We start from the raw sequence: 24493 nt of genomic DNA, 5'->3' as shown, positions 1-24493 counted from the left end.
CATTACCGAGCGACTCATGTCTGATACCCCAGAGCTACCCGAAAGCGCCGAAACCGAACCCACTGCATCGCCCCGTCGCGCCATCCGCAGTTTTGTCATGCGCGCCGGTCGCATGACCGAAGGGCAGCAGCGCGGCCTTGATCACGGCTGGCCAAAGTTTGGCCTGACGCTGGATCAGGGCATGCTGGATCTGGATGCGGTTTTTGCTCGCCAAGCGCCGCGCACGCTGGAAATCGGCTTTGGCATGGGGCAGTCGTTGCTGGAAATGGCGCAGGTTGCGCCCGAGCAGGACTTTATCGGCATTGAAGTGCATCGCCCCGGCGTTGGCTCGCTACTGAATGGCTTGGTCAACAGCGAGACTGGCAACGTGAGAGTGTTCGACTGCGACGCCATCGAGGTGCTGAATCAGAGCATTCCAGATGCCAGTCTGGACCGCCTGCTGCTGTTTTTTCCTGACCCGTGGCATAAAAAGAAGCACAACAAGCGCCGCATCGTGCAGCTTAGCTTTGCCGAACTGGTACGCACCAAGCTCAAGCCCGGCGGCATACTGCACATGGCCACCGACTGGGAGCACTACGCCGAGCAAATGCTGGAAGTCATGAGCGCTGCCCCCGGCTACCGTAACCAGGCTGAAGACGGCACCTACGTACCCCGCCCGGAAGAGCGCCCGGTGACCAAGTTTGAGCGTCGCGGTGAGCGGCTGGGGCACGGGGTCTGGGATTTGAAGTTTGAGCGGGTGGAGTGATTGGTAGTTAGCTTTTGCCATTTATCTTGAAATATTATTTGGACATGCTCTCGACGGTAGCTGTTACAGGCGTTTCAAGCTATTAACTCTACATGGCATTATTAAATATTGGGCTGTCATTCGCGGGTGATTTTTATGCCTCCTATGGTGTCTGCTGAAGTGATAATGGGGACCTCGGGCTTTATAGGAGAGTTTTTAGATACTGAACTTGACATAGTGCTGAGCAATTGCATGCAGATATGTGCGTACTCCAGTGAGTCTTTAGTGTTTTCAATGTCGTCTATGATATTTCGCGCGCGAGCAAAATTTAGTTCAGGGTCTTGAAAGTAACGGCCAGATGATCGCGCACTTTTTAGTCCCGCGGGGTCGCTGGGTAATGGTAGCTTGATACCTGGAAGCTGCTCATTATTCAAAAGCACGAACGAGCGAGTTACTGCATATAATCGTTGCCCTGCTTTTGCAAGGGGGGCGGTGTGAATGACCAAGTCTCTGTAAGCGCCTAACTCAAATAACCAGTTTCTAGGTTTAGTCGATGCCATAATCTCTTTGCCTGCTGCGTCTGGTGGTATGGCTCCCTTCCAGCTCTTAATAAGTCCTGCCATCGTGGTGATTTTTTTGACATTTGAAGCGTCTTTCTGCGGAGATGTCTCGAAATAGAACTCAGCTAAGTAATCGCGAAGGACGCAGGCGTCAACAAGAAATGCTTGCAATGCTAAGTAGCATAGAGACGTGTAACCATCAAGAAAGCGTTGGCCATCTTTAAATGGCTTAGAACTGATACGGCTTTTTAGTTGATCCGCATATGCTTCAGAGAGCTGCCTAAGCCGCCACTCACAAGCTCTAAGCTGATGTGATATCCGTGATGCTATGTCGTACAATAAACCGTTTTTTTGCTTAAACGCAGCGTGAGCGATGAAAGACCATTCGTTTCCTTGGTCTGTGCATAACCAAGCCGGACCAATTACATTCCTGGATCGCCATTCCGGTGGCCTGGAGCCTTCAGCTGACTCTGTTGAGGTAAAAAAGTCGCAACCGACGATATTCAAGCCAAGCTTTATCAAGTCTGAATATAAGCCTCCGAAGTTCTTTAATTTTACTCTCGCATGTTTTCCATTTACGGTCTTTGGTGTTATGTCCACTGTGGAGTTTAAGCAGTTTAAAGCGCGCCCGCCGCCATACAGATGTACTTCACGTAATACTGGCTGCCATTCCATTGTATTGAGATCCTTTTAGTATGAATCTTATGGAGCAGCGAGGCTGCTCTCTATACTGCTACCCTGTTCCATAGATATATATGAATTATAGGGCTAAATATGGAAAGTTGAAGCTAAGTTTTTAGCGCACGCTCTATAAACAATAAGGGTCACGGCAGTACACGTTGTAGGTTCAATGATTATTTTGATGTGTCTTGTTCGGGGTGTTATCCCACTATGTCGGCGCTGTTGGCCATTACGCTGCTGAAGCCAGTGCTGATGCCATGAGGGAGACTAGCACTTTCAGCGACTTGCTATCTTGTGGGGTACTGAGCATGGTCTTGTTGTCGTTGCCCGTGGGGCTGGAGGTCACCACCGCTTGGCCACTCTGCTGTGGCAGAAAACCGGCCATCAGCATGGGGGCGAGCGTGGCACCAATGATGTTGGGGCCGTGAATTTTCAGCGCGTGGGCGGATACTAGGCTGGGTGCAACCGCCAGCGCAAGACACAGGCGGAACAGCAGTCGACGGCAAACTGATTGTATCGGTGGCCTCATTAACAGCGGATAAATGGACATCGGGCAGCCAGAATGCGAGAGAAACATGACATGCGAATTACGGCAGAGTGACGGTTGCGCGGGCGCCGACACCATCGGGTTCGCCTATGCCCGTATATACGGCTGAGTGAGGCAACTGGTTACCGTGACCGGTCAGTTCTACACTGGGACGCATTCGCTGACCCTCATGGAGCTACTGTATGTCTTACGAAACACTGGATTACCAAGTTGAGGATGGCATCCTTACCTTGACGCTGAACCGTCCCGACCGCATGAATGCCTTTAACGGTGCCATGCGTCGCGAATTGATTGCCGCATTTGATGCTGCCGATGCCGATGATGCAGTACGTGTGATCATCATGACCGGAGCTGGCCGAGCGTTCTGCGCCGGGGCGGACCTGGAAAAGGGCGGTGATACGTTTAACCGTCACAAGCGTCAGAGCGAGCCAGAAGGCGATGAGTTGCGTGATGGTGGCGGTACCGTTTCACTGCGCATTTACGAATCTACCAAGCCAGTCATCGGTGCCTTTAACGGTGCTGCTGTGGGTGTCGGCGCGACCATGAGCCTGCCGATGGATATCCGTATGGCGTCTACCAACGCCAAGTTCGGCTTCGTGTTTGCCCGGCGCGGCATCACCATGGAAGCGTGCTCAAGCTGGTTCCTGCCGCGTTTGGTTGGTCCGCAGCAAGCAGCAGAGTGGGTTTTTACCGGCCGCGTATTCGGTGCCGAAGAGGCCTTGAAAGGCGGTTTGGTGCGCAGCCTGCACGAACCGGAAGACTTGCTGCCCGCTGCCCGCGAATTGGCCCGTGAAATCGCCGACAATACCTCGGCGATGTCCGCCTTGCTGAACCGTCAACTGATGTGGCGCATGTTGGGTGCCGATCACCCGATGGAAGCGCACAAGATCGACTCCCGCGCGATTGCCTTTATGGGCGAGTCGGCAGATGCGCAGGAAGGCGTGTCGTCTTTCCTGGAAAAGCGTCCAGCCAAGTTCACCCTGCGGCCGAGTCAGGATCGCCCTGACTTCTACCCCTGGTGGAAGGATCGCCCTTTCTCCTAAGCGCTTGATAAGGGGCTGCGTCGCTGCTGGCGTGGCCCTTTCAGTGTTACTCTGCGTTTTTAATTCGCACGGGAGTAATGCAATGAGCCGCCACTTTGAACAGGCCGATGGCCTCTGCGAAAGCCGCGATCCGGCCACCGAAGGTTTTGTCTTCAATCAGACTATGCTGCGCATCAAGTCGCCGCAGAAGACGCTGGATTTCTATACCCGAGTGATGGGTATGACTCTGGTCAAAAAGCTCGACTTCCCCGAAATGAAATTCAGTCTCTACTTTCTAGCCGCCATCGACAGTCACACGCTGGGCGATTGGTCGCAGGATCCGGTAGAGCGTACCCATCAAACCTTTGGCCGCCCGGCGATGCTGGAGCTGACCCATAATTGGGGTACCGAGGACGATGCCGAGTTTAGCTATCACAATGGTAATGATGAGCCCAAAGGGTTTGGCCACATCGGCTTTGCTGTGCCAGATTTGGCAGCCGCCTGCGCGCGTTTTGAGTCTTTGGGGGTGTCATTTGTGAAGCGCCCGCAGGATGGCAAGATGCACAATATTGCCTTTATTCGCGATCCTGACGGTTACTGGATCGAGCTGTTCGCGCCGGCGGGCATGGCTTGAGTAAAACGCTCTTTTAAGCCTTTCCCAAGCCCGCCCGGTTTTATGTTTTGGAGGGTCGAGTTCCATCTCGACCATGGCGCTCGACGGCAATACCGCTGGCCGGGATGGAAACCGGCCTTCCAAAAGCCCACTAGGTTTTGCATTTCCGGCAAGGTCGAGCTGCGTCTCGACCAGCAAGCTCGGCGGCTACTCCACTGGCCCGAATGCCTCCGGCCTGTCCAAGTGTTAAGGGTATGTAGCCCCTTCGAGCGCACCCTGTTGGGTTTTCTTGTCGTATTCACGACTCGCTGCTTCAAGCCCGCTCAACAGGCGTTGCCCTGCGGCATTGGCGGCCTGTGACAGCTGCGAGCATGCGGTCGCGGGCGGTAACGCCAGAATGGCCTCTTCGATCTGTCTGGCGTAGTCCAGCGCTAAATCCACATGCTTTTCCTGATGCGCCTGCAGCGCAAGCACATAGCCGTCCCACTGCTGTTGAACGCTGGTCGGGCGCTTTGCGTCGGGCTGTAAGCGCGGCATGTGCGCGGTGACGGTGACCTCGGTGCTTGCGGTGACAATCCGGCACTGCCCAGGAGTCGACTCCCAGTTGAAGTTCCAGGTGACGTGGCTACCGCTGTGTTGCCGATCGCGGTTCAGGCTGGCGCGAATGGTGTCCGGCGTGATGCCGACCACATCGAACTGCTGGGTACGTGCCTGCAACACCGGCTCCGCCAGCAGGCTGGTGCTGAAGGTGAACAGTAGCGCGAACGGCAGCAGCGGCAGTAACCGGGAGTGAAGCATCAGATTGGATCCATCAGGCGTTCCAGCGCGGCGCGACACTGGTTGGGAATCGGGAAGGCAGTATTGCTTAGGCGATCAACAAATACGTGTACGAAGCGCCCGGCGGCGCAGGCTTCTTCGCGCCCTTGTTTGAACACTGCCAGTTCGTAATGCACCGAGCTGCTGCCCAGACGCGCGACTTTTACGCCGATTTCAATGGCATCCGGGAAAGCGATGGGGGCAAAGTAATCGCAGTTGGAGCTGACCACAAAAGCAACCTGATCGCCCTCGTGGATATCCAGCCCACCTTCGGCGATCAGCCAGCTGTTTACTGCGCTATCGAAAAAACTGTAGTAGGTCACGTTATTCACGTGGCCGTAAATGTCGTTGTCGTGCCAGCGGGTGGTGACCGGGTGCAGGTAGTGGTAGTCCTGCCGGGTTGGCTTGCTTGCGCTCATACTAAGTCTCTTGTCGTGATTGATCGGGCCGAGGGCATTAATAAGCCAGGTTATAGATGGCTAGCGCGTCGGCCTCGGTTATTTCACGCGGGTTGTTGACCAGCAGGCGCTGTTGCAGCATCGCATCTTTGGCCAACAGCTCCAGCTTGTCCTTGGGCACGCCGGCGTCACGCAGGCGGCTTGGCAAGCCGCAGCGCGGGCTGAGGTCGGCCAAGGCGCTGACCAACTGCGCGGTCAGGTGATCAGCATCGCCGGATTGCAGGCTCGGGCCAACAATCAGTGGCGCCAATTCGGCATACAGCGGCGCGGCGTGAGAGGCGTTGAACTCGATCACGGTTGGCAATACCAATGCGTTGGACAGCCCATGAGGAATGTGGAAATGCCCGCCTAGCGGGTAAGCCAGCGCATGCACAGCAGCGACCGGGGCATTGGCGAACGCCTGACCGGCAAGCAAGGCGCCAAGCAGCATGGCCTGGCGGGCTTCGCGGTTCTGGCCGTTCTGTACTACGTGGTCCAGGTTGCCGGCCAGCAGCCGCAGCGCTTCACGCGCGAGCATATCGGATAGCGGATTTTTCTTCAGCTTGCTGGTGTAGGCCTCAATGGCGTGCACCATGGCGTCGATGCCAGTAGCAGCGGTGACGTGGGCCGGCAGACCGAGGGTGAGGTCGGCATCCAGCAGCGCCAGATCGGGCAGCAGAATCGGCGAAACCACGCCCATTTTGGTGGTTGCGCCGGTGGTGATAATGGCGATCTGGGTGACTTCCGAGCCGGTGCCGGCGGTGGTGGGCACCTGGAATAATGGCAGGCGTTTGCCACGCGCATTGCCGACGCCGTAGATGTCGGCCATTTGCTGTTTGCACTCGGGGTGCGCCAGCAGGGCAACCAGTTTGGCGACATCCATAGAGCTGCCGCCGCCAAAGCCGATGATCAGCTCGGCCTGCATGTTTTTGGCCTGAGCGACCGCTTCCAGTACAACATGTTCCGGCGGATCGGCCTCTACCTGATCAAATACTTCGACGCTCACCTGCGCCTTGGCCATGGCCGGTAGGATGTTGTCGAGCAGGCCGATCTTGGTGATGCCCGGATCGGTTACGATCAGCACGCGTTGAGCGTCACGCTCTCGGCACAGCTCGCCAAGGCGGGCAGCGGAGCCTGATTCGCAGAGAATCTGGGCGGTGGTGGCAAAGCTGAACGGATTCATTGCGCCTCCGGGATAGATATTTGCATGGCTAAATTGAATAGCAATTTGCGTCGATTGAGACAATTCTGCTGACTGCGCGTTCATGCGGCAAGAGCTATTGATGATGCAGATAGTACCGCATGCTGACTGTGCGATGACAGCCAGCGGGCGGTAGCGCCAGCTAAGTAGTGCCTGCCTCTGCGTTCCGGCGACTCACTTTTGGACTGGCGACTCTGCTGGCCGGGATGGACCCCGGCCTTCCAAAAGCCCACGGTTTTGTATTTCCGGGATTATCGGGTTGCATCTCGACCAGCGTGCTAGGCGACTACTCCGTTGGTCGGCACAGAATCCAGCTTTCCAGAGCACACGCGGTTTTGCAGGCTATGGGGAAGTGTTAATACGTGGGGCTTTACAGAAATATTTCCAATAGATCATTGAGAAACAGCCTGCCGCGCTCAGTTGGCACTAACTGCTGGCTCCAGGGCTGCAGCAGGCCTTTGGCGGCGGCTTGTTGCAGTAGCGGCTCGATGACGGCCAGGGGTTGACCCGTGCGAGCGGCGTAGTAGCTGGCCGGTACGCCCTCTACCAAACGCAGGGCGTTCATCAAAAAGTCGAACGGCAACTCATCGTTGGTCAAGGTTTTGCGGCCTGAGCAAACGCTTTTGCCGGCGGCCAGGTAATCCTTGGGTAAACGGGTTTTCCAGTAACGCTCGATACGGCCATCAATATGCGAGATCTTGCCGTGGGCGCCGGCGCCAATGCCGAGAAAATCGCCGTACTGCCAGTAATTCATGTTATGCCGCGCCTGACGGCCGGGCTGCGCGTAGGCGGATACTTCATATTGCGCGTAACCACCGGCGGCCATGCGCTGCTGCCCGGCTTCCTGTATCGACCAGAGAATATCTTCCTCGGGCAGCGTTGGCGGCTTGGAGTAAAACACGGTGTTCGGCTCCAGCGTGAGCTGGTACCAGGACAAGTGCTCGGGTGCCAACGCCATGGCTTGATCAATATCGGCGATGGCTTGCTCATGACTCTGGTTGGGCAGGCCGTGCATCAGGTCGAGATTTAGATTATCGAAGCCCGCGCGGCGCGCCATATCGACGGCACTCAAGGCTTCGCGGTCGTCGTGGATGCGGCCTAAGGCCTTAAGGTGCTCAGCATTGAAACTCTGGATACCGATCGACAGACGATTGATGCCGGCGGCGCGGTAGTCAGAAAATTTGGCCTGCTCGAAGGTGCCGGGGTTGGCCTCAAGCGTTATTTCAATGTCAGCCGCGAAGGGCAAATGTGCGTTCAACGCCTGTAAAAAACGGTCGAGACTGGCCGCCGAGAACAGACTGGGCGTGCCGCCGCCAAAAAAGATTGAGGTTAGCTCACGTCCCGCTACCAGCGGCAAATCTTGCTGTAGGTCGACGATCATGGCGTCGATATAGGCATCTTCGGGCAGCGGCGCCTGACTGGTGTGTGAATTGAAGTCGCAGTAAGGGCACTTTTTCACGCACCAGGGGATATGGATGTAGGCCGCCAACGGAGGGAGCTCGAAGCTCGAAGCTCGGTCCGAGTTGGTTTCTTCCAGCGGTTTCAAGCTAGCCCCAACCGCTGACGCAGTTGCGCCATGGCGCGGGCGCGGTGACTAAGCTGGTTCTTGTCTGCGGGGCTCAGTTCGGCACTCGCGCATTTGCGCTCCGGAACCCAGAACAGCGGATCGTAGCCAAAGCCAGCCTGACCGCGGGCTTCGTTAAGAATGCGGCCCTCCCAGATGCCTTCACAGATGATCGGCATGGGGTCATCTGCGTGGCGCAATAGGGCCAGGGCGCAGATAAATTGCGCGCCGCGTGCTTCGGTCGGCACCTCGCACAGCGCCTGCAACAGCTTGGCGTTGTTAGCGGTATCGCCTTCGCCGTTGGCGTAGCGAGCTGAATAAATCCCCGGTGCGCCCCCGAGAAAGTCCACAGCTAGCCCCGAGTCGTCAGCCAATGCGGGTAAGCCTGAGGCCCGAGCGGCGTGGCGTGCTTTGAGCAGGGCGTTTTCGACAAAGGTTAGGCCGGTTTCCTCGACGTCTTCGTCGATAAAATCGCTTTGCGGCAAAATTTTCACTTGATCGCCGAGCATAGCCTGCAGCTCAGCCAGCTTGCCCTTGTTGCTGCTGGCGAGCACCAACGTATCGAAGGGCAAGGCTTTACTGGTCATCGGGAAAGAACTCCTGCTGAAAGCTGAGGTTGTGCACGATGCTGCCGGGCGCGGCCTGAATATCGATTTTAAACAGCAGAATGCCGCGCTGCGCTGCGCTGTAGTTGGCAACGAAGTAGATGGCGTCGCCTTCTTTAATACGCTTGAATTGCAGCGGGACTGGCTGGCCGATCAAGCTGCGGACTTCGCCCTTCAGGATGGCGTCAACCGCTTGGGCTTTGCCGTTGCTCTGGCGCTGCACCGCAATATTGATCACGCCCTGATTGGGTCCGCGCTGCAGGCCCGCATTGGCGGCAATCTCGGGCTGCAGAAAGCTGCTATTGAATACATTGTGATAGACGATCAGATCGCCAAAGCGGGCAGGTTCAGCCGCTGCGCTGGCCCAAGGGGCCAGTAGCAATGAGGCGAGCAGAACTAAGGTGCGTAGCATGGTTAGCTCCTGGAAAGGTGCGTGAGGCAGGTTCAACGGCTAATACGGTAGATGGCCACTTCACCCAGCAGGTTGGGCCATAGGCCGCTCAACCAGCTGCGCTTATGGGTCTGATCTACCACCAGACGATCGAGCACTTTGATTCCGCGCTCGCGGCACAGCTGCTCGAAGTCCTTGAAGGTACAAAAGTGAATATTCGGGGTGTTGTACCAGGTATAGGGCATGAACTCAGAGACCGGCATGCGGCCTTTGGTACCCAGATACCAGCGGCAGCGCCAGTGGGCAAAATTGGGGAAGGTTAGAATACCCTCATGGCCGATGCGCAGCATGTCTTCAAGGACTCGGTCAGGGAAGTGCATGGCCTGCAACGACTGGGTCATGACCACGGTATCGAAGCTGTTGTCCTCGAAGTTGTTCAGCTCCTTATCGAGGTTCTGCTCCAGCACGTTTACGCCATGCTGAATGCAGGCGTTAATCTTCTCAGGGTCGATTTCCAGTCCGTAGCCCTGCACCTGCTTGTGGTCGCGCAGATGCCTCAGCAGCTCGCCCTCGCCACAACCCAGGTCGAGCACATGGCTGCTGGGTTTGATCCACTGCTGAATGATCTCAAGATCGGCGCGCAGACTCATGAGGTCACCTCTATACGGTTCATGTAGCCACTCAGGGCTTCGATGTAGCGGGGGATCGGCAGCAGGAAGGCGTCGTGTCCCTGCGCTGCTTCAATCTCCAGGTAACTGACCTGTTTCTTGGCAGCCAGCAGGGCGTTGACCAACTCGTATGAGCGGGCTGGCGAAAAGCGCCAGTCGGTGGTGAACGACATCACCAGGGTGCTGGCCTGAATGCCCGCCAGTGTCTTAGCCAGATCGTCGCCGTGCGCAGCGGCCGGGTCAAAATAGTCGAGCGCTTTGGTCATCAGCAAATAGGTGTTGGCGTCAAAGCGACCGGAGAACTCCTGGCCTTGATAACGCAGGTAACTTTCGACCTCGAACTCCACGCTGGTGAGGTCGTAGTTGAGTTGCTCGCTGCGTAATTCGCGGCCGAACTTCAGGCCCATGGAGTCGTCGGACAGATAAGTGATATGTCCTACCATGCGCGCGAGCATTAGACCGCGTTTGGGGATGACGCCAAAGGCGGCGTATTCACCGTGATGAAAGTCTGGATCGGTCGTGATGGCTTGCCGAGCCACTTCGTTAAAGGCGATGTTCTGCGCCGACAGCTTGGGAGCGGTGGCGATGGCCACACAATGCCGAATACGCTCGGGATAGCTGATCGCCCACTGCAATGCTTGCATGCCACCAAGGCTGCCGCCAACCACGGCGGCCCACTGCTGCACCCCCAGCACATCGGCCAATCGTGCCTGGCTATGCACCCAGTCTTCTACGGTTAATACCGGGAAACTGGCGCCGTAGGATTTGCCGCTTTCCGGATCGATACTGGAAGGTCCGGTGGAGCCGTGGCAGCCGCCGAGATTGTTCAAGCTGACAACGAAGAAGCGGTTGGTGTCGATGGCCTTGCCAGGCCCTATGCAGGAGTCCCACCAGCCAGGCTTGCGCTCATCTTCACTATGGTAGCCAGCAGCATGGTGATGGCCAGACAACGCATGGCAAATCAGAATGGCGTTATCGGCTGCCGAATTAAGCTGGCCATAGGTCTCGTAGACCAGATCGTAAGAGGCTAACGCCTTGCCGCAGGCCAATTGCAGCGGCTCGCTGAAGGTATGTCGCTGGGGTGTAACCAGGCCGACGGAGTCAGCAGGTAATGTGGACATCGATAACCTGTTCCTGTGTCAATTGGCGGAGCTTCGTCAGGGAGCCATATTTGCGGTCGCTCCCTAAATCGTGCGGGCAGGCGAAGGGCCAATAATAGAGGCGTCAGTCTAAAGAGCGCACTGCCTTGGCGCAATATTCAAGGGCGCTGTATGCCCAGATCATCGAGCAACAACCGGGGCGAGGAGATGGCAACACGTTTTGCCGGCCGGTTTGGCCGCTAACCAGCATCACTTGCTGCTTCGATACTCCAAAAGCTTTGGCCAGAAAGGCCAGCAACATGCTGTTGGCCTTGCCATTCACCGGCGGTGCGCTGATGCGAATTTTCAGTCGGTCGCCATGCAGTCCGGCAAAGCCAATGCGGCTGGCACCGGGCTGCAGGTGACAATCGAGCACCAGTTGTTCGCCGCTCCAGCTTTAGACACTGCTCACAATGCCAGTGTTAGGCCCTTTGGCATGCCGGTCGCGATCGCCATATTGGTGATCACCAGCATCTGCAGCAGGTTCAACGCGATAAAGGCGAAAATGGGCGAAAGATCCAGGCCGCCCATCGATGGCAGGATCTTGCGAATGGGGCCCAATACCGGCTCACAGAGTTGATTGACCAGCAACGCCGCTGGGTTCGAGCTGCCAGGCGCGACCCACGACAAGATCACACTGATGATCAGTGCGAAGAAGAACACCTTGAGAAACAGCGCCGTGAGGGCCACCAGCGACCAGGCTAGTAACTGCAGAATGCTCGGTAGCGCGTAGCCCATCAGCTTGATGATGACCGCCATCAGAGCCAGCTGAATGATCAACGCCAAAACCAGGGAGGCAAAGTCGATGCCCGCCCAGCCAGGTATCAATCGGCGCAGTGGCAACAACAGTGGCTTGGTAGCACGCACAATGAACTGCGACAGCGGATTATAGAAATCCGCGCGTACCAGTTGCAGGATGAAACGCAGTAGTACCAGCAGCAAATACAGGCTGCCGATAGTCTGGACAAGATAGATAGCTGCCATGTTCAGGCCGGTCATGGTGTTTCCTCAGGCGAGTTCTTTGGACATTTCGGCAGCACGCTTGGCGGCGGCCTGCATAGCGTTATCGACCATCTGCGGCAGGCCTTCTTCACGGAAGGTCTTGATCGCTTGCTCGGTCGTGCCGCCGGGCGAGCAAACGCGGCGGCGCAGTTCGGCTACGTCAACATCACTGTTGACTGCCATATCGGCTGCGCCCAATGCAGTGAACAGCGCCATACGCTCGGCCGTGTCGCGCGGCAGGCCGAGCTTTTCGCCCGCATCAATCATCGCTTCGATCATATAGAAAAAGTAGGCCGGCCCGCTGCCGGATACCGCAATCACCGCATCGATCAGGCTTTCTTCTTCGAGCCAGACGCTGATGCCGACGGCATTCAGGATGCTTTCGGTCAGCTCCTTTTGCGCATCGCTGACCGCAGCGGTAGCGTATAAGCCGCTGACGCCTTGGCCACGCAGCGACGGCGTATTGGGCATGCAACGGACAATCGGCGTTTGCTCACCGAGCCAAGCGGCCAGGCTTTCACAGCTGATGCCGGCAGCGATGGAGATCACCAGTTGGCCTGGCTTGCGCTCAGCTGGCAGGGCGCGGCAAACGGCTTGCATTACCTGAGGCTTAACCGCCAGCAGCAGCACATCGCATTCGGCGGCCAGTACGGCGTTGTCGGTTACCGTACGAATCTGAAACTGCTTGTTCAGCGCCGCGCCTTGCTCCGCTTTGGGGTCGCTGGCGATGATGCGCTCGGGCTTCACGTTTTTCTGTAGCATGCCGCCAATCAAGCTGGTTGCCATGTTGCCGGCACCGATGAAACCGATAATGGGAGCAGTCATTTAGTTGGAACCTCGCTCGGAATGCGTGGGTGGAATGGAGTAATCACGTGCACCAAACAGCGCACTGCCAATGCGCACTATGCTTGCGCCTTCCTGAATGGCTTCCGCCAGGTCATCGCTCATGCCCATAGACAGTGTGTCCAACGGTAGCTCTAGAGCCGCTTGCGCTTCGCGCACTGCAGCCAGCGGTGCACGCCGTGCGGCGCTATCGTCAGCCGGAGCAGGAATCGCCATCAGCCCGCGCAGCCTTATGCCTGGCAAGCTATTAACGGCGTTGGCCAGTTCGGGCAGTTCTGCCAGAGAAACGCCGGCTTTACTCTCCTCACCGCTGATATTCACCTGCAAGCAGATATTCAGTGGCGGCATGCCTTCGGGTCGTTGCTCAGACAGGCGTCGGGCGATCTTCAGCCGGTCGACACTGTGCACCCAGTCGAAGTGCTCAGCGATGGTTTTCGTCTTGTTTGATTGAATGGGGCCGATGAAGTGCCAGATCAAGGGAAGGTCGGACAGCGTGGCCATTTTCGCCAACGCTTCCTGCAGATAGTTTTCCCCTATATTCTGTATGCCTGCTGCCCAGGCGTCACGGATGGCACTGGCGGGACGGGTTTTACTCACCGCCATCAGGGTAATGGTATCGGGATCGCGGTCGGCAACGGCGGCGGCGCGCTGTATGCGTTCACGAACGTTTGCAATATTCTCTGCTATCGTGGACATTACTGACGTTAATACCTTGCCAATCGAATAGACTCTGCCGGCATTCTACATGCTTGCAGGTTGTAATGGGGAACCCAATGGATATTACCGAGCTGTTAGCCTTCAGCGCCAAGCAGGGCGCGTCGGACTTGCACCTGTCGGCAGGACTGCCGCCCATGATTCGTGTGGATGGCGACGTGCGCCGGATCAACGTACCGGCCATGGAACACAAGCAAGTGCATGCGCTGATTTACGACATCATGAACGATCGTCAGCGTAAGGATTTCGAAGAGTTTCTCGAAACCGACTTCTCCTTTGAAGTACCTGGTGTGGCCCGTTTCCGGGTTAACGCCTTTAACCAGAATCGCGGTGCTGGTGCTGTGTTCCGTACCATTCCTTCCAAGGTATTGACCATGGAAGACCTGGGCATGGGCGACGTGTTCAAGAAGATCTCTGATAACCCGCGCGGTCTGGTGCTGGTTACCGGGCCTACGGGTTCGGGTAAGTCCACCAGCCTCGCGGCGATGGTCGACTACGTCAACAGCACCAAGTATCAGCATATTTTGACCATCGAAGACCCAATCGAATTTGTTCACGAGTCGAAGAAGTGCCTGGTCAACCAGCGTGAAGTACACCGCGACACCCTCGGTTTTGCTGAAGCCCTGCGCTCGGCACTGCGGGAAGATCCGGACATTATTCTGGTTGGTGAAATGCGCGACCTGGAGACGATTCGTCTCGCGCTGACAGCCGCAGAAACCGGTCACCTGGTATTCGGCACGTTGCACACCACCTCGGCGGCTAAAACGATCGACCGTATCGTCGATGTTTTCCCCGGCGAAGAGAAATCCATGGTGCGGTCGATGCTGTCTGAATCATTGCAGGCGGTAGTATCGCAAACACTGATCAAGAAAATCGGCGGCGGTCGAGTGGCAGCCCACGAAATCATGATCGGCACCCCGGCGATTCGTAACCTGATTCGTGAAGACAAGATTGCCCAGATGTATTCGGCGATTCAAACAGGTGGCAACATTGGCATGCAGACACTCGACATGTGTCTGAAAAGCTTGGTTGGCAAAGGTTTGATTACTAAAGAAAGTGCCCGCGAAAAAGCTAAGGCCGTGGACAGCTTCTAAACAGGCTGGCAGTTTTGGCGGATGCTGAGCAGTCCGCCGCGAAGGATAAAAGAGGCATAGCATGGAGTTTGAAAAGCTGTTGCGGCTGATGGTTGAGAAGGGTGCGTCTGACCTCTTCATTACTGCCGGCGTTCCACCTAGCATGAAAGTGAATGGCAAGATTCTGCCGGTGACCAAAACCCCGCTCTCGCCTGAGCAGACCCGCGAAACTGTGCTGGGTGTGATGACTGAAGCGCAGCGCCGCGAGTTTGCCGAAAAGCGTGAGTGCAACTTTGCCATCAGTGCTCGAGGTATCGGCCGCTTCCGCGTCAGTTCCTTCTACCAGCGCAACCTGGTGGGCATGGTGCTGCGGCGCATCGAGATCAACATCCCGACCATGGAAGATCTGCGCCTGCCCGAGATCCTCAAGCAGCTGGCGATGACCAAGCGTGGGCTGGTGATCTTCGTGGGCGCTACCGGTACCGGTAAATCGACCTCATTGGCGTCGATGATCGGCTACCGCAACAAGCACTCCAGCGGCCACATCATTACGATTGAAGATCCGATCGAATTTATCCATCAGCATCAGAATTGCATCGTTACCCAGCGCGAAGTGGGCATCGACACCGACTCTTTTGAAGTCGCGTTGAAGAACACTCTGCGCCAGGCCCCTGATGTGATTTTGATTGGTGAGGTGCGTTCCAAGGAGACTATGGAGCACGCGGTCGCCTTTGCCGAAACCGGTCACCTGTGTTTGGCTACGCTGCACGCCAACAACGCCAACCAAGCGCTGGATCGCATCATCCACTTCTTCCCCGTTGAGCTACATCAGCAGGTGTGGATGGACTTGTCGCTTAACCTCAAGGCCATTGTCGCCCAGCAACTCATTCCCACTCCGGATGGCAAGGGGCGCCGTGCAGCTATTGAGGTGCTATTGAATACGCCACTGGCTGCCGACATGATCCGCAAGGGTGAAGTGCATGAGCTCAAGCCGCTGATGGCACGCTCTGGCGAGTTGGGCATGCAGACGTTCGATCAGGCGCTCTACAAGCTCTACAGCCAGGGCGAAATCACCTACGAAGATGCGTTGGCTCACGCCGACTCGGCCAACGACTTGCGTTTGATGATCAAGTTGGGCTCGGAAGCCGACGGTAAGCACCTGATGGGTGAGGAGAACAACGGCTTTGCATTGGAAGAGGAAGAAGAAGGTGGCGCTCACCACCGCACACGGCGTTAATCGTTGCCTGCTGCGGGCGCCGTACTAATTTGATTGCGTCCACCACGCTTGGCTACCAACAGAGCGTGGTCGGCGTGGTTGATGGTTTCGGAATAGCTGTCACCTGCCTGGTGCTCGGCGATGCCGATACTGATAGTGACGCTGACGGAGTCGGTTTGCGCGCGGATGGCCAAGCGCTCAACGGCTGTGCGTACGCGCTCCATGACCCGCTCGGCTGCATCGGCATGAGTCTCGGGCATTAGAATTAAAAACTCCTCCCCACCCCAGCGTCCGCACAAATCCTGCTCGCGTATTTCTGCGTCAAGCACGCGAGCGATCTCGGTTAATGCGCTATCGCCTAGTTCATGGCCGTATTGATCATTGATGTTTTTGAAATGATCGACGTCGAGCATGGCGATGGTGAAAGGCCGTTGATAGCGAGTGTAGCGCTCGGCTTCTTTTTTCAGGTGATCTACTAACAAGCGCCGATTTGGCAGCCCGGTAAGCGCGTCATGGGTTGAGGCCTCACGCAGAGCTTCGTTTAGGTCGCGCATCATATTCTGGTAACGATCGGATATGCGCGCGACTTTCTCCAGTTGCCGCAATTGCTTATTCAGACGCTCGCTCAGTGAGTGCTCTTGCTGTTTCGCCATGCTTTGATAAACATCCGAAATGCGGCTGATACGGTCAATTCTACGAGCCAGGTCTTGATGTGTAGCCCAGAGCGAGAGCAGGGGTTCGCGCAGCGGGTTTTCCTGTTGCTCGGCATCATCCAGTAGCGCGCGGATGCTATCTTCAAGGCTCTGAGAGGGCTGTTTCATCTGGGACTCTAGGTATGACTGATGATGTCGAATGGAAAATTGCAGTCTTCCTTGAACTCTTCGGCCAGTTCCGCGACCCGTTCATTTTGCGGGTCATAATACCAATACACCGCCACGGGCTTACCTTCCTGATGAGCGGCTTCTAGCAAGTCGAAGATATCCATCATCGCCTTGACGCTGCTGGTGTTCAAGTACAGCAAACGCAGTTCCAGTGTCAGCGGCGCCGTGGCCTGCTCTAGATAAGATTCCATCCAGACGAATACTTGTTGGAACATGTCGAAGGAGTTTTCCGGGTAGGAATCACCCTCCATGTAAAGCTTACCGTTGGCCCAATCGCTGCGGACTTCTGGGGTGGACTGGGAGCTGGCGATAGAAAAATCGGTCATTGTCTTAAACTCGTTACTCAATCAGATGACAGCGCGCAGGCTGAAAAAGCCGCGGCCAGAGGCTAGCGGCTGCAATGATGCCTGCAGTGGTTCGCTGGACTTTCGCGCTATGTCGATAAGGCCTAAACCGGCGCCGGAGGGGCGCTCTTCGTCACGCGGCCGGCGTAGCTGTTCTTTGTAGGCGGCTTTCAATGCCACTTTGTCGAGTCCGGCGAGGCTTTCCACGGCGCGCAACAGGTTCTCGCCATCAGGTAACTCGATCAGGTTGCCAGCGGAAACCACGTAGCGGCCATCTTCGTTGCGTGAGACGACGACGGTGGCGCCGGCTTCCTGCTCGGTCCATTGGCGGGCGCGGGTGTAATGGCTGATGTTCTGGGTCATTTCAATGTACACCGCGAACACATCCATGGCAGCGCTGGGGTGAGCGTGCTCAGCGGAGAGATAGTTGCGCAGGGCGTTGCCAATTTCTTCGATCAGGCTGCGTGAAATAGGGCCGTTGAAGCACAGCATAATCTGCTGGCTGTTGAAGCGCTCACGCATGGCAAAAAGGTCAATATTTTCCATTACAGCTCCTGTGCGTTTCAATCTGCTTGCGCTTCAATCAAAGCGGAAGCAGAGCATAGTGATGTCGTCACGCTGCGGGTAATCACCTTGATAGGCTGCCAGTGTATCGCTGAATGCCGTGCTTTGCTGCTGTAGCGGCAATTTGGCGTGCTGGCACAGCATCTCGGCGAAGCGGCTATTACCGAAACCGAAGCCTTGCTCGCCGCCGGCCTGATCAAGAAAACCGTCGGTGCACAGATAGAAAGTGCGCCCGGTTTCCAGTGACACTTCGCTATTTTGGTAGTCACCCAGACGTTTGTCACCTAGCGCGCGGCGCGCGCCCGCTACGTGCTCTACGCTGTTGCCATCGCTGTGATAAAGCGCGATCTTGGCGCCGGAAAATACCACGCGACGCTGATCCAGATCGACGTAGGCTAAGCCCACATCCATGTTGGTGGCGACCGATTTGTACTCGGCAGAGTCGCTGAGCATGCTGCGTACTATCTGATCGGTACGCTGCAGTGTGGCAGCCGGGTCAGCCAGGCCGCAATCGTTGATTGCCTGCTCTAGAGCAGCATGCGCGAGCATGGTCATCAGTGCACCGGGTACGCCGTGACCTGCGCAGTCGACGACGCCAAACAGGCAGCGCTGGTTTTCGCTGCGGAAAATATAGAAATCGCCACCCACTACATCGCGTGGACGCCACAGCACCGCATGATGCTGGCCTAGCGCATTGACCAGCTCGCGGTTGGGCAGAATAGAGCGCTGAATCAGGCTGGCGTAGTCGATGGAGTCTTCAATCTTCTTACGCGCGGTACGCATGCTCTGGTTAACCTCCTCCAGATCACGAGTGCGCTCCTGCACGCGTTGCTCCAACTCACTGGTGTGGCTGCGGACTTTTTGCGCCATCGCGTCAAAAGCCTCACTGAGCTCGCCGATTTCGTCGTTGCGGGTGGTTGGCATGGCCACGTCATAGCGACCAGCCGCCATTGCCTGTGCGCTTTGGCGCAGCTGACGCAGTGGGCGCAGCAGCAGCCGCTCAATGGCGAAGGCAAACAACAGAATCAGGAATACCAGTAGTGCGCCTAAACCCAATAAAACCGGCGTTAGCCAGGTGCGATCAATCACTTGCGCGCTGTTCAGATCGACGGCGTTGGCGACAAACCAGTTCAGCTCAGGGATGTAGGTCAGGGCCAGCAGTTGATCGTTGCCAGCAAGGTGGATCTGGCGTATTTGCACCTCGCCGGGGTTGGCTTTTACTGTCTGCATGGCATCGCGGACGGCTTGCTTCTGTGGGTCGCTGTCGAGCATCTCAAGCAGGTTGCTGCCGGTTCTGGCGTTGGTGTCTGCGCCTGAGTTAAGGGCGATCAGGCTGCGGTCTTGATGGGCTTGAATGGCGCCGTCTGCATCCAGAATCATCGGGGTAACGCCATCGTCATCGCTGGCGATGAAATCGCGGATGAAACTCGACAGGTCTAAACCTGAGCCTGCCAGGGCGAGGACCTCCCCGTTGTTGTCTTTGACCACCATGTTGAACCACACTTTGGTGGTGTTCAGCTCGGGATTGGAGTCGACGTTGATATTGAAGCTGTCGGTGTCGCGCAGGCTGGCGAAGAACCAGCTGTCGGCAGCGGCTTCGGGGTTGAGGAGGTAGCGCGGCTCTCGGCTAATGGGTTCGTCATTGCCATTGAAGTAGTAGCCATAGTTACTGAGCATGCCGATGAAGTAAGCATGGTCGCGAAAGTCCTGACGGTAGCGTTCTGCTTCGCGGAAAAACAAATCTTTTTTGGCGGGGTCGTCCGGGTCCTTCAACCACTGCAGAGTGACCTCGGAATTAGCCAGGCGCAAAGAGAGCGCCAGCTCGCGGCTGATGGGCGCCCGAATTTTCTCCCGACTGAGCAGGGTCGCGTTGCGCGCATAGGCTTCGCCGAAGTGCTCGTGAATGCCGCTGAGTAACGACCAGCCAATCAAGCCTGCCGGCAGCAAGGCCAACAAGCCAGCTAGCAGCAGTGCGAGCAGGGATTTACCACGTAAGCCAAAAGCGGCCATACCAACATCCTTTTAATGGTCAAGCTTGTAATGATCAGGTGGCGCTGGGCCGCGGCCCAGCTATGCAAGCGCAATCAATTTGCTTGGTATACCAGCTTCCCGTTGCACAGGGTGTGGGTCACGGCTGCGGGTGCGCCTTGGCCAATGAAGGGGCAGTTGGCACCACGCGATAGCCAGTTGCGGCCAATTTCACAGGCCTGAACCGGGTTGAACAACGTCAAATCTGCCGGCCCGCCCAAAGTAAGTTGTCCGGCCTGCAGGTTGAGTGCAGCCGCCGGTCCGGTTGTCAGGCGAGACAGCAGCGCGGGCAGCTCAAGCAATCCGTCAGCGACCAACGTCAGGGCCAGCGGCAGGAGGATTTCTACACTACTGATGCCGGGCGCCGAAGCGGCGAAAGGCACTCGCTTTGCTTCTGGCTCGTGCGGGCGATGATGCGAGGCGATGGCCTGTACCACGCCACTTTGTACTGCTTCGCGCAGGGCGCGGCGGTCGGCAGCGGAGCGGAGTGGCGGCATCACATGCAGCAGGCTGGAAAAGCCGTTGAGGTCTTCGTCACAGAGTAACAGTTGGTAAGCCGCTACATCGGCAGTTACCGGCAGCCCGCGAGCTTGAGCAGTCGCTAGCATGTCGACGGCGCGAGCGCTGGTCAGTCCGCTAAAGTGAGCGCGCACCCCGGTCTGTTCGATTAGCAATAAATCACGCGCCAGTGCGACGGTTTCAGCGCTCTCGGGAATGCCGACTAGGCCTAGTCGCGATGCAGTAGGGCCTTCATGTGCCATACCGCCTTCCGCCAGCGAAGGGTCGAGTGGAGTAAAGATGATCGGTACGTCAAAGGTGGCGGCGTATTCGAGGGCGCGACGCAAAATACGGTTGCTGCCCATGGGATTGAGGCCTTGGGTAAAGGCCACGCAACCGGCATCACGCAGTGCCACCAGTTCGCTCAGATGCTCGCCTTCGAGATTTTTTGTGAGTGCGCCAATCGGCAATACTCGGGCATGCCCGGAGGCTTGGCTGCGGTCGAGGATCAGCTCGGCAACGGCGGAGGTATCCAGCACCGGCCGCGTGTCCGGCAGGCAACACAGGCTGGTGACGCCGCCCGCAGCAGCGGCGCGGGTTTCGCTGTCGATGTTGCCCTTACGGCTATAACCGGGCTCGCGCAGGCTGACGTTAAGATCCACCAAGCCGGGGCTGGCGATCAGGCCGCGAGCGTCGATTACCTGGCTAGGGCTGAAACCTTCTGGCGCCTCGCCAATAGCCTGGATGTGGCCGGCGGCTATGTGTAGGTCGGTGATTTGGTCAAAATGGCTGGCCGGGTCGATCACCCGCGCGCCTTGGATAGTCAGTCGCATGGTTCAGTTCGCTTCCTGGTTAAGCTGGCGCTGGGTGGTCTGTCCGGTCATGGCCATGGACATAACGGCCATGCGTACGGCGATACCGTAGGTGACCTGTTTGAGGATGACTGACTGCGGACCATCGGCCACTTCCGACTCGATCTCCACGCCACGGTTGATCGGTCCTGGGTGCATTACCAGGGCATCGGGTTTTGCTAGCGCCAGGGTTTCGCGGGTCAGGCCGTAGAGGCGATAGAACTCGCCCTCGCTGGGCAGCAGGCCGCTCTGCATGCGCTCTCGCTGCAGGCGCAGCATGATCACCACATCCACGCCGCGTAGGCCAACGCGCAGATCGTTGAATACCCGTACGCCGTATTGCTCAATACCTTCTGGCAGCAGCGTGCGCGGCGCAATCACGCGGATATCCGGGCAGCCGAGGGTTTTCAGTGCCTGCATATTCGAGCGAGCTACCCTTGAGTGCAGAATATCGCCGACGATGGCGACCGATAGGTTCTCGAAGTCGCCGCGATGGCGGCGAATGGTCAACATGTCGAGCATCGCTTGCGTGGGATGGGCGTGGTTGCCATCACCGGCGTTAATCACGGCGACCTGCGGACACACATGCTCAGCAATGAAGTGCGCGGCGCCGGAATCGCTGTGGCGCACTACGAACATGTCGGCGGCCATCGCTTCCAGATTCTGCAGGGTGTCGTACAAGGTCTCGCCCTTGCTGGTAGACGAGGTCGAGATGTTCAGGTTGAGCACATCCGCTGAGAGACGTTTAGCGGCAAGTTCAAAGGTGGTGAGCGTGCGCGTGGAGTTTTCGAAAAACACGTTGCACACGGTTTTACCACGCAGTAGCGGGACCTTCTTGACCGCGCGCTCGCCGACTTCAAGGAAGGAGTCGGCGGTGTCCAGCAGCTCGGTCAACAGTTCGCGGGACAGGCCTTCGATGGTCAGAAAATGGCGCAGTTGGCCTTGGTGGTTCAGTTGCAGATGTTGCGGCGTCTGGCTCATGGCTGTCTCAGTGGGTAGCTGTGTTCAGGGTTAGCTTTAGCGGACTCGGTCCTGTCAACTTTACTCGCTGGCCGGCGGGCAGGGCGAGGCTCGCACCGAGAATGTCGGCACGCACTGGCAACTGCCGTGCTTCGATGTCTAGTAGGGTCACCAAGGTCACCGAGGCCGGCCGGCCGTAGTCGAACAGCTCGTTGAGGGCGGCGCGAATGGTGCGCCCGGTCATCAACACATCGTCGACTAGAATTAGGTGGCGACCCTCAACGGTAAAGGGCAGATCTGAAGTGCGTACGCTCGGTGGCAAGCCGTTCTGCTCGAAATCGTCGCGATAGAACGCGATATCCAGTGTGCCCATAGGCGCCTCCGGTGCAACTTGCTGATGCAGCGCTTCGGCCACCCATACCCCACCGGTATGGATGCCGACAAAGGCCGGATCTTCAATCTGCCGCTCTTTCAGGTAGCGGCTCAGTTGGTTGGCCATCTGCTGCAGCAGTGGGCCAACCTCAGGCAGTGCACTCATGACGTCTCCTTGATCTGGCTGGCGAGCCAGGTTTCGAGCAGCAGTGCGGCGGCGAGGCTGTCTACCGGGTTTTCACGGTAACTGCCGGGCGTGCGGTGCTGGTCGCGTAACTGTTGTTTGGCTTCAAAGGTGGATAGGCGTTCATCGACACAGCGTGCCGGTAACTGGAAGCGACCCTCGAGGCGGCGGGCAAATTTGCTGGCGCGCACGCTCATTTCGCTCTCGCTACCGTCCATGTTCAACGGCAGGCCAACGATCAGGATATCCGGTTTCCACTCGGTGATCAGCTTGCCTATCTGCTCCCAGTCAGGAATGCCGTCACGGGCGCGCAAATTGACCAACGGCTCTGCGCTGCCGGTCAAGGTTTGCCCTACGGCCACGCCAATCTGTCGGGTGCCGTAGTCAAAGGCGAGGGCGCGCTGGTGCTGAGGCATCAGGCGTGGCCCGCTTGGCTGGTTAGGAGTGTCCAATCAATCCCTAATGAGCGCGCAGCGGCGTCCAGGCGTTCGGCGCTGGGCGTTTCGAAGAGGATTTGATGATCTGCAGGGCAGCTTAGCCATACGTTGTCGGCCAGTTCCTGTTCCAACTGGCCTGCGCCCCAGCCAGCATAGCCTAGGGTAATCAGCGCCTCAGTGGGGCCAAGGCCGCGCGCCATATCTGAGAGTATGTCGCGCGAGGTGGTCAGCTGCAGCGTGCCAAGGTCAAGGCTGGACTCCCATTGATGCGGGCCGCGATGCAATACGAAGCCGCGTTCGCGCTCCATTGGGCCGCCGTTGAATACTTGATACCGCTCGGTAACGGAAACGCTCAGCTCGGGGTCGAGTTGCTCCAGCAGGTCGGCCAAATTTAGGTCGCTGGGCTGATTGATCACCAGCCCCATAGCGCCTTGATCGGTGTGCTCACAGAGGTAAATCAGACTGTGATCAAACCGTGGATCGGCCATGTGGGGCATGGCGATCAGAAAGTGATGGGTAAAGTTGCTCGGTATGCTTTGTGTCATGCGCCTAGTATTGGGCGGAAGTGAGCGCAGAGCAAGGCCGCGCTAGGGATCAGGAGCTGGAAACCCGGTCGCCAGCTTCGAAGCGCCAGGTACGAATAATCTCCAGCACGTCGACATCCATTAAGTCGCCGGTGAACGGCGTAAAGGGAGCTGACAGGCGCACGATACGCAAGGCGGCGTTGTCCAGCAGCTTGTGGCCAGAGGATTCCAGGATGCGCACTTCACGCAGGGAACCGTCGCGATTGATCGAGACCAATAAACGTAGGCTGCCGTAAATCTTGTTGCTGCGCGCCTCGGCGGGGTAATTCAGATTGCCAACCTTCTCGACCTTGCGGCGCCAGGCATCTTTATAATAGGCGCCCTTGTCTTGCATGGTTGAGGCGGCGTTGAGGCGCAGTATCCGTGGGCGGCGCGCATATTGTTGCCGCTCTTCGGCAAGCTGCGCTTCCAGGCTGGCGATCTCGCTGGACAGAGTGCTCATGTTGAAATGCAGGTTGGCCGGCGGCGCTTCGGTTGGTTTGGGCTTGGCTGGTGCCGTGGTCACCTGATCCAGTTTGGGCGCGCTAGTGGTGACAACCTTTTGTTCCTGGGGGACTGGCGGCGGGGCGCTGACTTGCTGCTCGGGGTTTACCTTATTGATCTCGCTGTCTTGGAAGTCGGCTTCTTCAGGCGTGCTGGGGGCTGCTTTCTCTTCCAGCGTGCCGCTGCCCTGCTGGTTATGCTGGGCGAGGTAATCGGCTTGCTCGGGTTGCTCTTCGCTCTTTTGGGTCGCCAGTGTTATTTCCAGGCTTTTGGATAGTTCACTGGGCGTTGGCAGATCGAAGGTAATGCCGAGGATGACCAGGGCATGTAATACCGCTGCAATAAACAGAGTAAAACCGAGGCGATCACGAGCGGTGACTGTCGGTGGTTGTGCTGCGGGGGGTGTCACGGCTGTATTCATGCTGTCCGTAGGCTATGGCGTGATTCAGATATGCGGTGAAGTCTGCCGCGCATGCCGATAAAAGTCCATG

Annotated in this window: 28 protein-coding genes and 1 pseudogene; 5 read left to right on the top strand and 24 right to left on the bottom strand. The window is 57.4% G+C overall.

Annotated features, from left to right (window positions below; translation table 11 throughout):
* Nucleotides 1–16: 16 nt before the first annotated feature.
* Nucleotides 17–745 (top strand): tRNA (guanosine(46)-N7)-methyltransferase TrmB, encoded by a 729-nt coding sequence (gene trmB, locus AC1XYH_RS16040; RefSeq protein WP_483324118.1) that lies wholly within the window; start codon nucleotides 17–19, stop codon nucleotides 743–745.
* A 116-nt stretch (nucleotides 746–861) separates the two neighbouring features.
* On the opposite strand, the gene AC1XYH_RS16035 is transcribed toward trmB, so the two are convergent.
* Nucleotides 862–1959, bottom strand: coding sequence for a hypothetical protein (locus AC1XYH_RS16035; RefSeq protein WP_483324117.1), 1098 nt, complete (start codon nucleotides 1957–1959; stop codon nucleotides 862–864).
* Between the two features lie 235 nt (nucleotides 1960–2194).
* Nucleotides 2195–2515: a hypothetical protein gene (locus AC1XYH_RS16030; RefSeq protein WP_483324116.1), complete on the bottom strand. Its 321-nt coding sequence runs from the start codon at nucleotides 2513–2515 to the stop codon at nucleotides 2195–2197.
* A gap of 179 nt (nucleotides 2516–2694) precedes the next feature.
* Here AC1XYH_RS16030 and AC1XYH_RS16025 point away from each other — a divergent pair, with 179 nt between their 5' ends.
* Both AC1XYH_RS16025 and gloA read left to right on the top strand, forming a co-directional pair.
* Nucleotides 2695–3555, top strand: a complete 861-nt coding sequence (locus tag AC1XYH_RS16025) for a crotonase/enoyl-CoA hydratase family protein (protein WP_483324115.1) — start codon at nucleotides 2695–2697, stop codon at nucleotides 3553–3555.
* An 82-nt stretch (nucleotides 3556–3637) separates the two neighbouring features.
* Nucleotides 3638–4168, top strand: coding sequence for a lactoylglutathione lyase (gene gloA / locus AC1XYH_RS16020; RefSeq protein ID WP_483324114.1), 531 nt, complete (start codon nucleotides 3638–3640; stop codon nucleotides 4166–4168).
* A 225-nt stretch (nucleotides 4169–4393) separates the two neighbouring features.
* Here gloA and AC1XYH_RS16015 read toward each other — a convergent pair whose 3' ends face one another.
* The 12 genes and pseudogenes from AC1XYH_RS16015 to AC1XYH_RS15960 all read right to left on the bottom strand — a co-directional run bounded on the left by AC1XYH_RS16015 (nucleotide 4394) and on the right by AC1XYH_RS15960 (nucleotide 13509).
* Nucleotides 4394–4945: a DUF922 domain-containing protein gene (locus AC1XYH_RS16015; RefSeq protein ID WP_483324113.1), complete on the bottom strand. Its 552-nt coding sequence runs from the start codon at nucleotides 4943–4945 to the stop codon at nucleotides 4394–4396.
* Complete coding sequence (locus AC1XYH_RS16010) at nucleotides 4945–5382, bottom strand: acyl-CoA thioesterase (protein WP_483324112.1); 438 nt, start codon at nucleotides 5380–5382, stop codon at nucleotides 4945–4947. Before AC1XYH_RS16010 ends, AC1XYH_RS16015 begins: the two co-directional genes overlap by 1 nt.
* Nucleotides 5383–5419: 37 nt before the next feature.
* Nucleotides 5420–6583, bottom strand: coding sequence for an iron-containing alcohol dehydrogenase (locus AC1XYH_RS16005; RefSeq protein WP_483324111.1), 1164 nt, complete (start codon nucleotides 6581–6583; stop codon nucleotides 5420–5422).
* Nucleotides 6584–6971: 388 nt separating this feature from the next.
* Complete coding sequence (gene hemW, locus AC1XYH_RS16000) at nucleotides 6972–8147, bottom strand: radical SAM family heme chaperone HemW (RefSeq protein WP_483324110.1); 1176 nt, start codon at nucleotides 8145–8147, stop codon at nucleotides 6972–6974.
* Nucleotides 8144–8752 carry an RdgB/HAM1 family non-canonical purine NTP pyrophosphatase gene (gene rdgB, locus AC1XYH_RS15995; protein WP_483324109.1) on the bottom strand — a complete coding sequence of 203 codons (609 nt, stop codon included), beginning with the start codon at nucleotides 8750–8752 and terminating at the stop codon, nucleotides 8144–8146. Before rdgB ends, hemW begins: the two co-directional genes overlap by 4 nt.
* Nucleotides 8742–9182 (bottom strand): DUF4426 domain-containing protein, encoded by a 441-nt coding sequence (locus tag AC1XYH_RS15990; protein WP_483324108.1) that lies wholly within the window; start codon nucleotides 9180–9182, stop codon nucleotides 8742–8744. Before AC1XYH_RS15990 ends, rdgB begins: the two co-directional genes overlap by 11 nt.
* A 32-nt stretch (nucleotides 9183–9214) precedes the next feature.
* Nucleotides 9215–9805: a methionine biosynthesis protein MetW gene (metW, locus tag AC1XYH_RS15985; RefSeq protein WP_483326401.1), complete on the bottom strand. Its 591-nt coding sequence runs from the start codon at nucleotides 9803–9805 to the stop codon at nucleotides 9215–9217.
* A gap of 2 nt (nucleotides 9806–9807) precedes the next feature.
* Complete coding sequence (gene metX, locus AC1XYH_RS15980) at nucleotides 9808–10950, bottom strand: homoserine O-succinyltransferase MetX (RefSeq protein WP_483324107.1); 1143 nt, start codon at nucleotides 10948–10950, stop codon at nucleotides 9808–9810.
* A gap of 137 nt (nucleotides 10951–11087) precedes the next feature.
* Nucleotides 11088–11347 (bottom strand): annotated as a pseudogene (locus AC1XYH_RS15975) (DUF167 family protein).
* 29 nt (nucleotides 11348–11376) lie between these two features.
* Complete coding sequence (locus AC1XYH_RS15970; protein WP_483324106.1) at nucleotides 11377–11967, bottom strand: YggT family protein; 591 nt, start codon at nucleotides 11965–11967, stop codon at nucleotides 11377–11379.
* A gap of 9 nt (nucleotides 11968–11976) precedes the next feature.
* The gene (proC, locus tag AC1XYH_RS15965) at nucleotides 11977–12795 is read right to left on the bottom strand and encodes a pyrroline-5-carboxylate reductase (RefSeq protein WP_483324105.1); all 819 of its coding nucleotides are present in this window, start codon (nucleotides 12793–12795) and stop codon (nucleotides 11977–11979) included.
* Nucleotides 12796–13509: a YggS family pyridoxal phosphate-dependent enzyme gene (locus AC1XYH_RS15960; protein WP_483324104.1), complete on the bottom strand. Its 714-nt coding sequence runs from the start codon at nucleotides 13507–13509 to the stop codon at nucleotides 12796–12798.
* Nucleotides 13510–13586: 77 nt separating this feature from the next.
* Here AC1XYH_RS15960 and AC1XYH_RS15955 point away from each other — a divergent pair, with 77 nt between their 5' ends.
* Together AC1XYH_RS15955 and AC1XYH_RS15950 are read left to right on the top strand one after the other, a co-directional pair.
* On the top strand, nucleotides 13587–14621 hold the full coding sequence (locus AC1XYH_RS15955) for a type IV pilus twitching motility protein PilT (RefSeq protein WP_483324103.1): 1035 nt from the start codon (nucleotides 13587–13589) through the stop codon (nucleotides 14619–14621).
* A gap of 61 nt (nucleotides 14622–14682) precedes the next feature.
* On the top strand, nucleotides 14683–15837 hold the full coding sequence (locus AC1XYH_RS15950; RefSeq protein ID WP_483324102.1) for a PilT/PilU family type 4a pilus ATPase: 1155 nt from the start codon (nucleotides 14683–14685) through the stop codon (nucleotides 15835–15837).
* Here the strand turns inward: AC1XYH_RS15950 and siaD are convergent.
* The 10 genes from siaD to AC1XYH_RS15900 all read right to left on the bottom strand — a co-directional run bounded on the left by siaD (nucleotide 15834) and on the right by AC1XYH_RS15900 (nucleotide 24423).
* On the bottom strand, nucleotides 15834–16637 hold the full coding sequence (gene siaD, locus AC1XYH_RS15945) for a biofilm regulation diguanylate cyclase SiaD (protein ID WP_483324101.1): 804 nt from the start codon (nucleotides 16635–16637) through the stop codon (nucleotides 15834–15836). The genes AC1XYH_RS15950 and siaD overlap by 4 nt on opposite strands.
* Before the next feature lie 8 nt (nucleotides 16638–16645).
* The gene (siaC, locus tag AC1XYH_RS15940) at nucleotides 16646–17023 is read right to left on the bottom strand and encodes a biofilm regulation phosphoprotein SiaC (protein WP_483324100.1); all 378 of its coding nucleotides are present in this window, start codon (nucleotides 17021–17023) and stop codon (nucleotides 16646–16648) included.
* A 21-nt stretch (nucleotides 17024–17044) separates the two neighbouring features.
* Nucleotides 17045–17587, bottom strand: a complete 543-nt coding sequence (siaB, locus tag AC1XYH_RS15935; protein ID WP_483324099.1) for a biofilm regulation protein kinase SiaB — start codon at nucleotides 17585–17587, stop codon at nucleotides 17045–17047.
* Between the two features lie 33 nt (nucleotides 17588–17620).
* Nucleotides 17621–19615 carry a biofilm regulation protein phosphatase SiaA gene (gene siaA, locus AC1XYH_RS15930; RefSeq protein ID WP_483324098.1) on the bottom strand — a complete coding sequence of 665 codons (1995 nt, stop codon included), beginning with the start codon at nucleotides 19613–19615 and terminating at the stop codon, nucleotides 17621–17623.
* A gap of 74 nt (nucleotides 19616–19689) precedes the next feature.
* The gene (locus tag AC1XYH_RS15925) at nucleotides 19690–20964 is read right to left on the bottom strand and encodes a dihydroorotase (protein ID WP_483324097.1); all 1275 of its coding nucleotides are present in this window, start codon (nucleotides 20962–20964) and stop codon (nucleotides 19690–19692) included.
* Between the two features lie 3 nt (nucleotides 20965–20967).
* Nucleotides 20968–21963 carry an aspartate carbamoyltransferase catalytic subunit gene (locus tag AC1XYH_RS15920; protein ID WP_483324096.1) on the bottom strand — a complete coding sequence of 332 codons (996 nt, stop codon included), beginning with the start codon at nucleotides 21961–21963 and terminating at the stop codon, nucleotides 20968–20970.
* Between the two features lie 7 nt (nucleotides 21964–21970).
* Nucleotides 21971–22480: a bifunctional pyr operon transcriptional regulator/uracil phosphoribosyltransferase PyrR gene (pyrR, locus tag AC1XYH_RS15915; RefSeq protein ID WP_483324095.1), complete on the bottom strand. Its 510-nt coding sequence runs from the start codon at nucleotides 22478–22480 to the stop codon at nucleotides 21971–21973.
* On the bottom strand, nucleotides 22477–22914 hold the full coding sequence (ruvX, locus tag AC1XYH_RS15910) for a Holliday junction resolvase RuvX (protein WP_483324094.1): 438 nt from the start codon (nucleotides 22912–22914) through the stop codon (nucleotides 22477–22479). The genes pyrR and ruvX overlap by 4 nt, the downstream gene beginning before the upstream one ends.
* Nucleotides 22914–23480, bottom strand: coding sequence for a YqgE/AlgH family protein (locus AC1XYH_RS15905; RefSeq protein WP_483324093.1), 567 nt, complete (start codon nucleotides 23478–23480; stop codon nucleotides 22914–22916). The genes ruvX and AC1XYH_RS15905 overlap by 1 nt, the downstream gene beginning before the upstream one ends.
* A 49-nt stretch (nucleotides 23481–23529) precedes the next feature.
* Nucleotides 23530–24423, bottom strand: a complete 894-nt coding sequence (locus AC1XYH_RS15900; RefSeq protein ID WP_483324092.1) for an energy transducer TonB — start codon at nucleotides 24421–24423, stop codon at nucleotides 23530–23532.
* Nucleotides 24424–24493: the final 70 nt, after the last annotated feature.

Source organism: Pseudomonas sp. GW-45, from assembly GCF_056896675.1.
The sequence above is the reverse complement of the archived record's forward strand: the minus strand, read 5'-3'. Positions and strand labels throughout refer to the sequence as shown.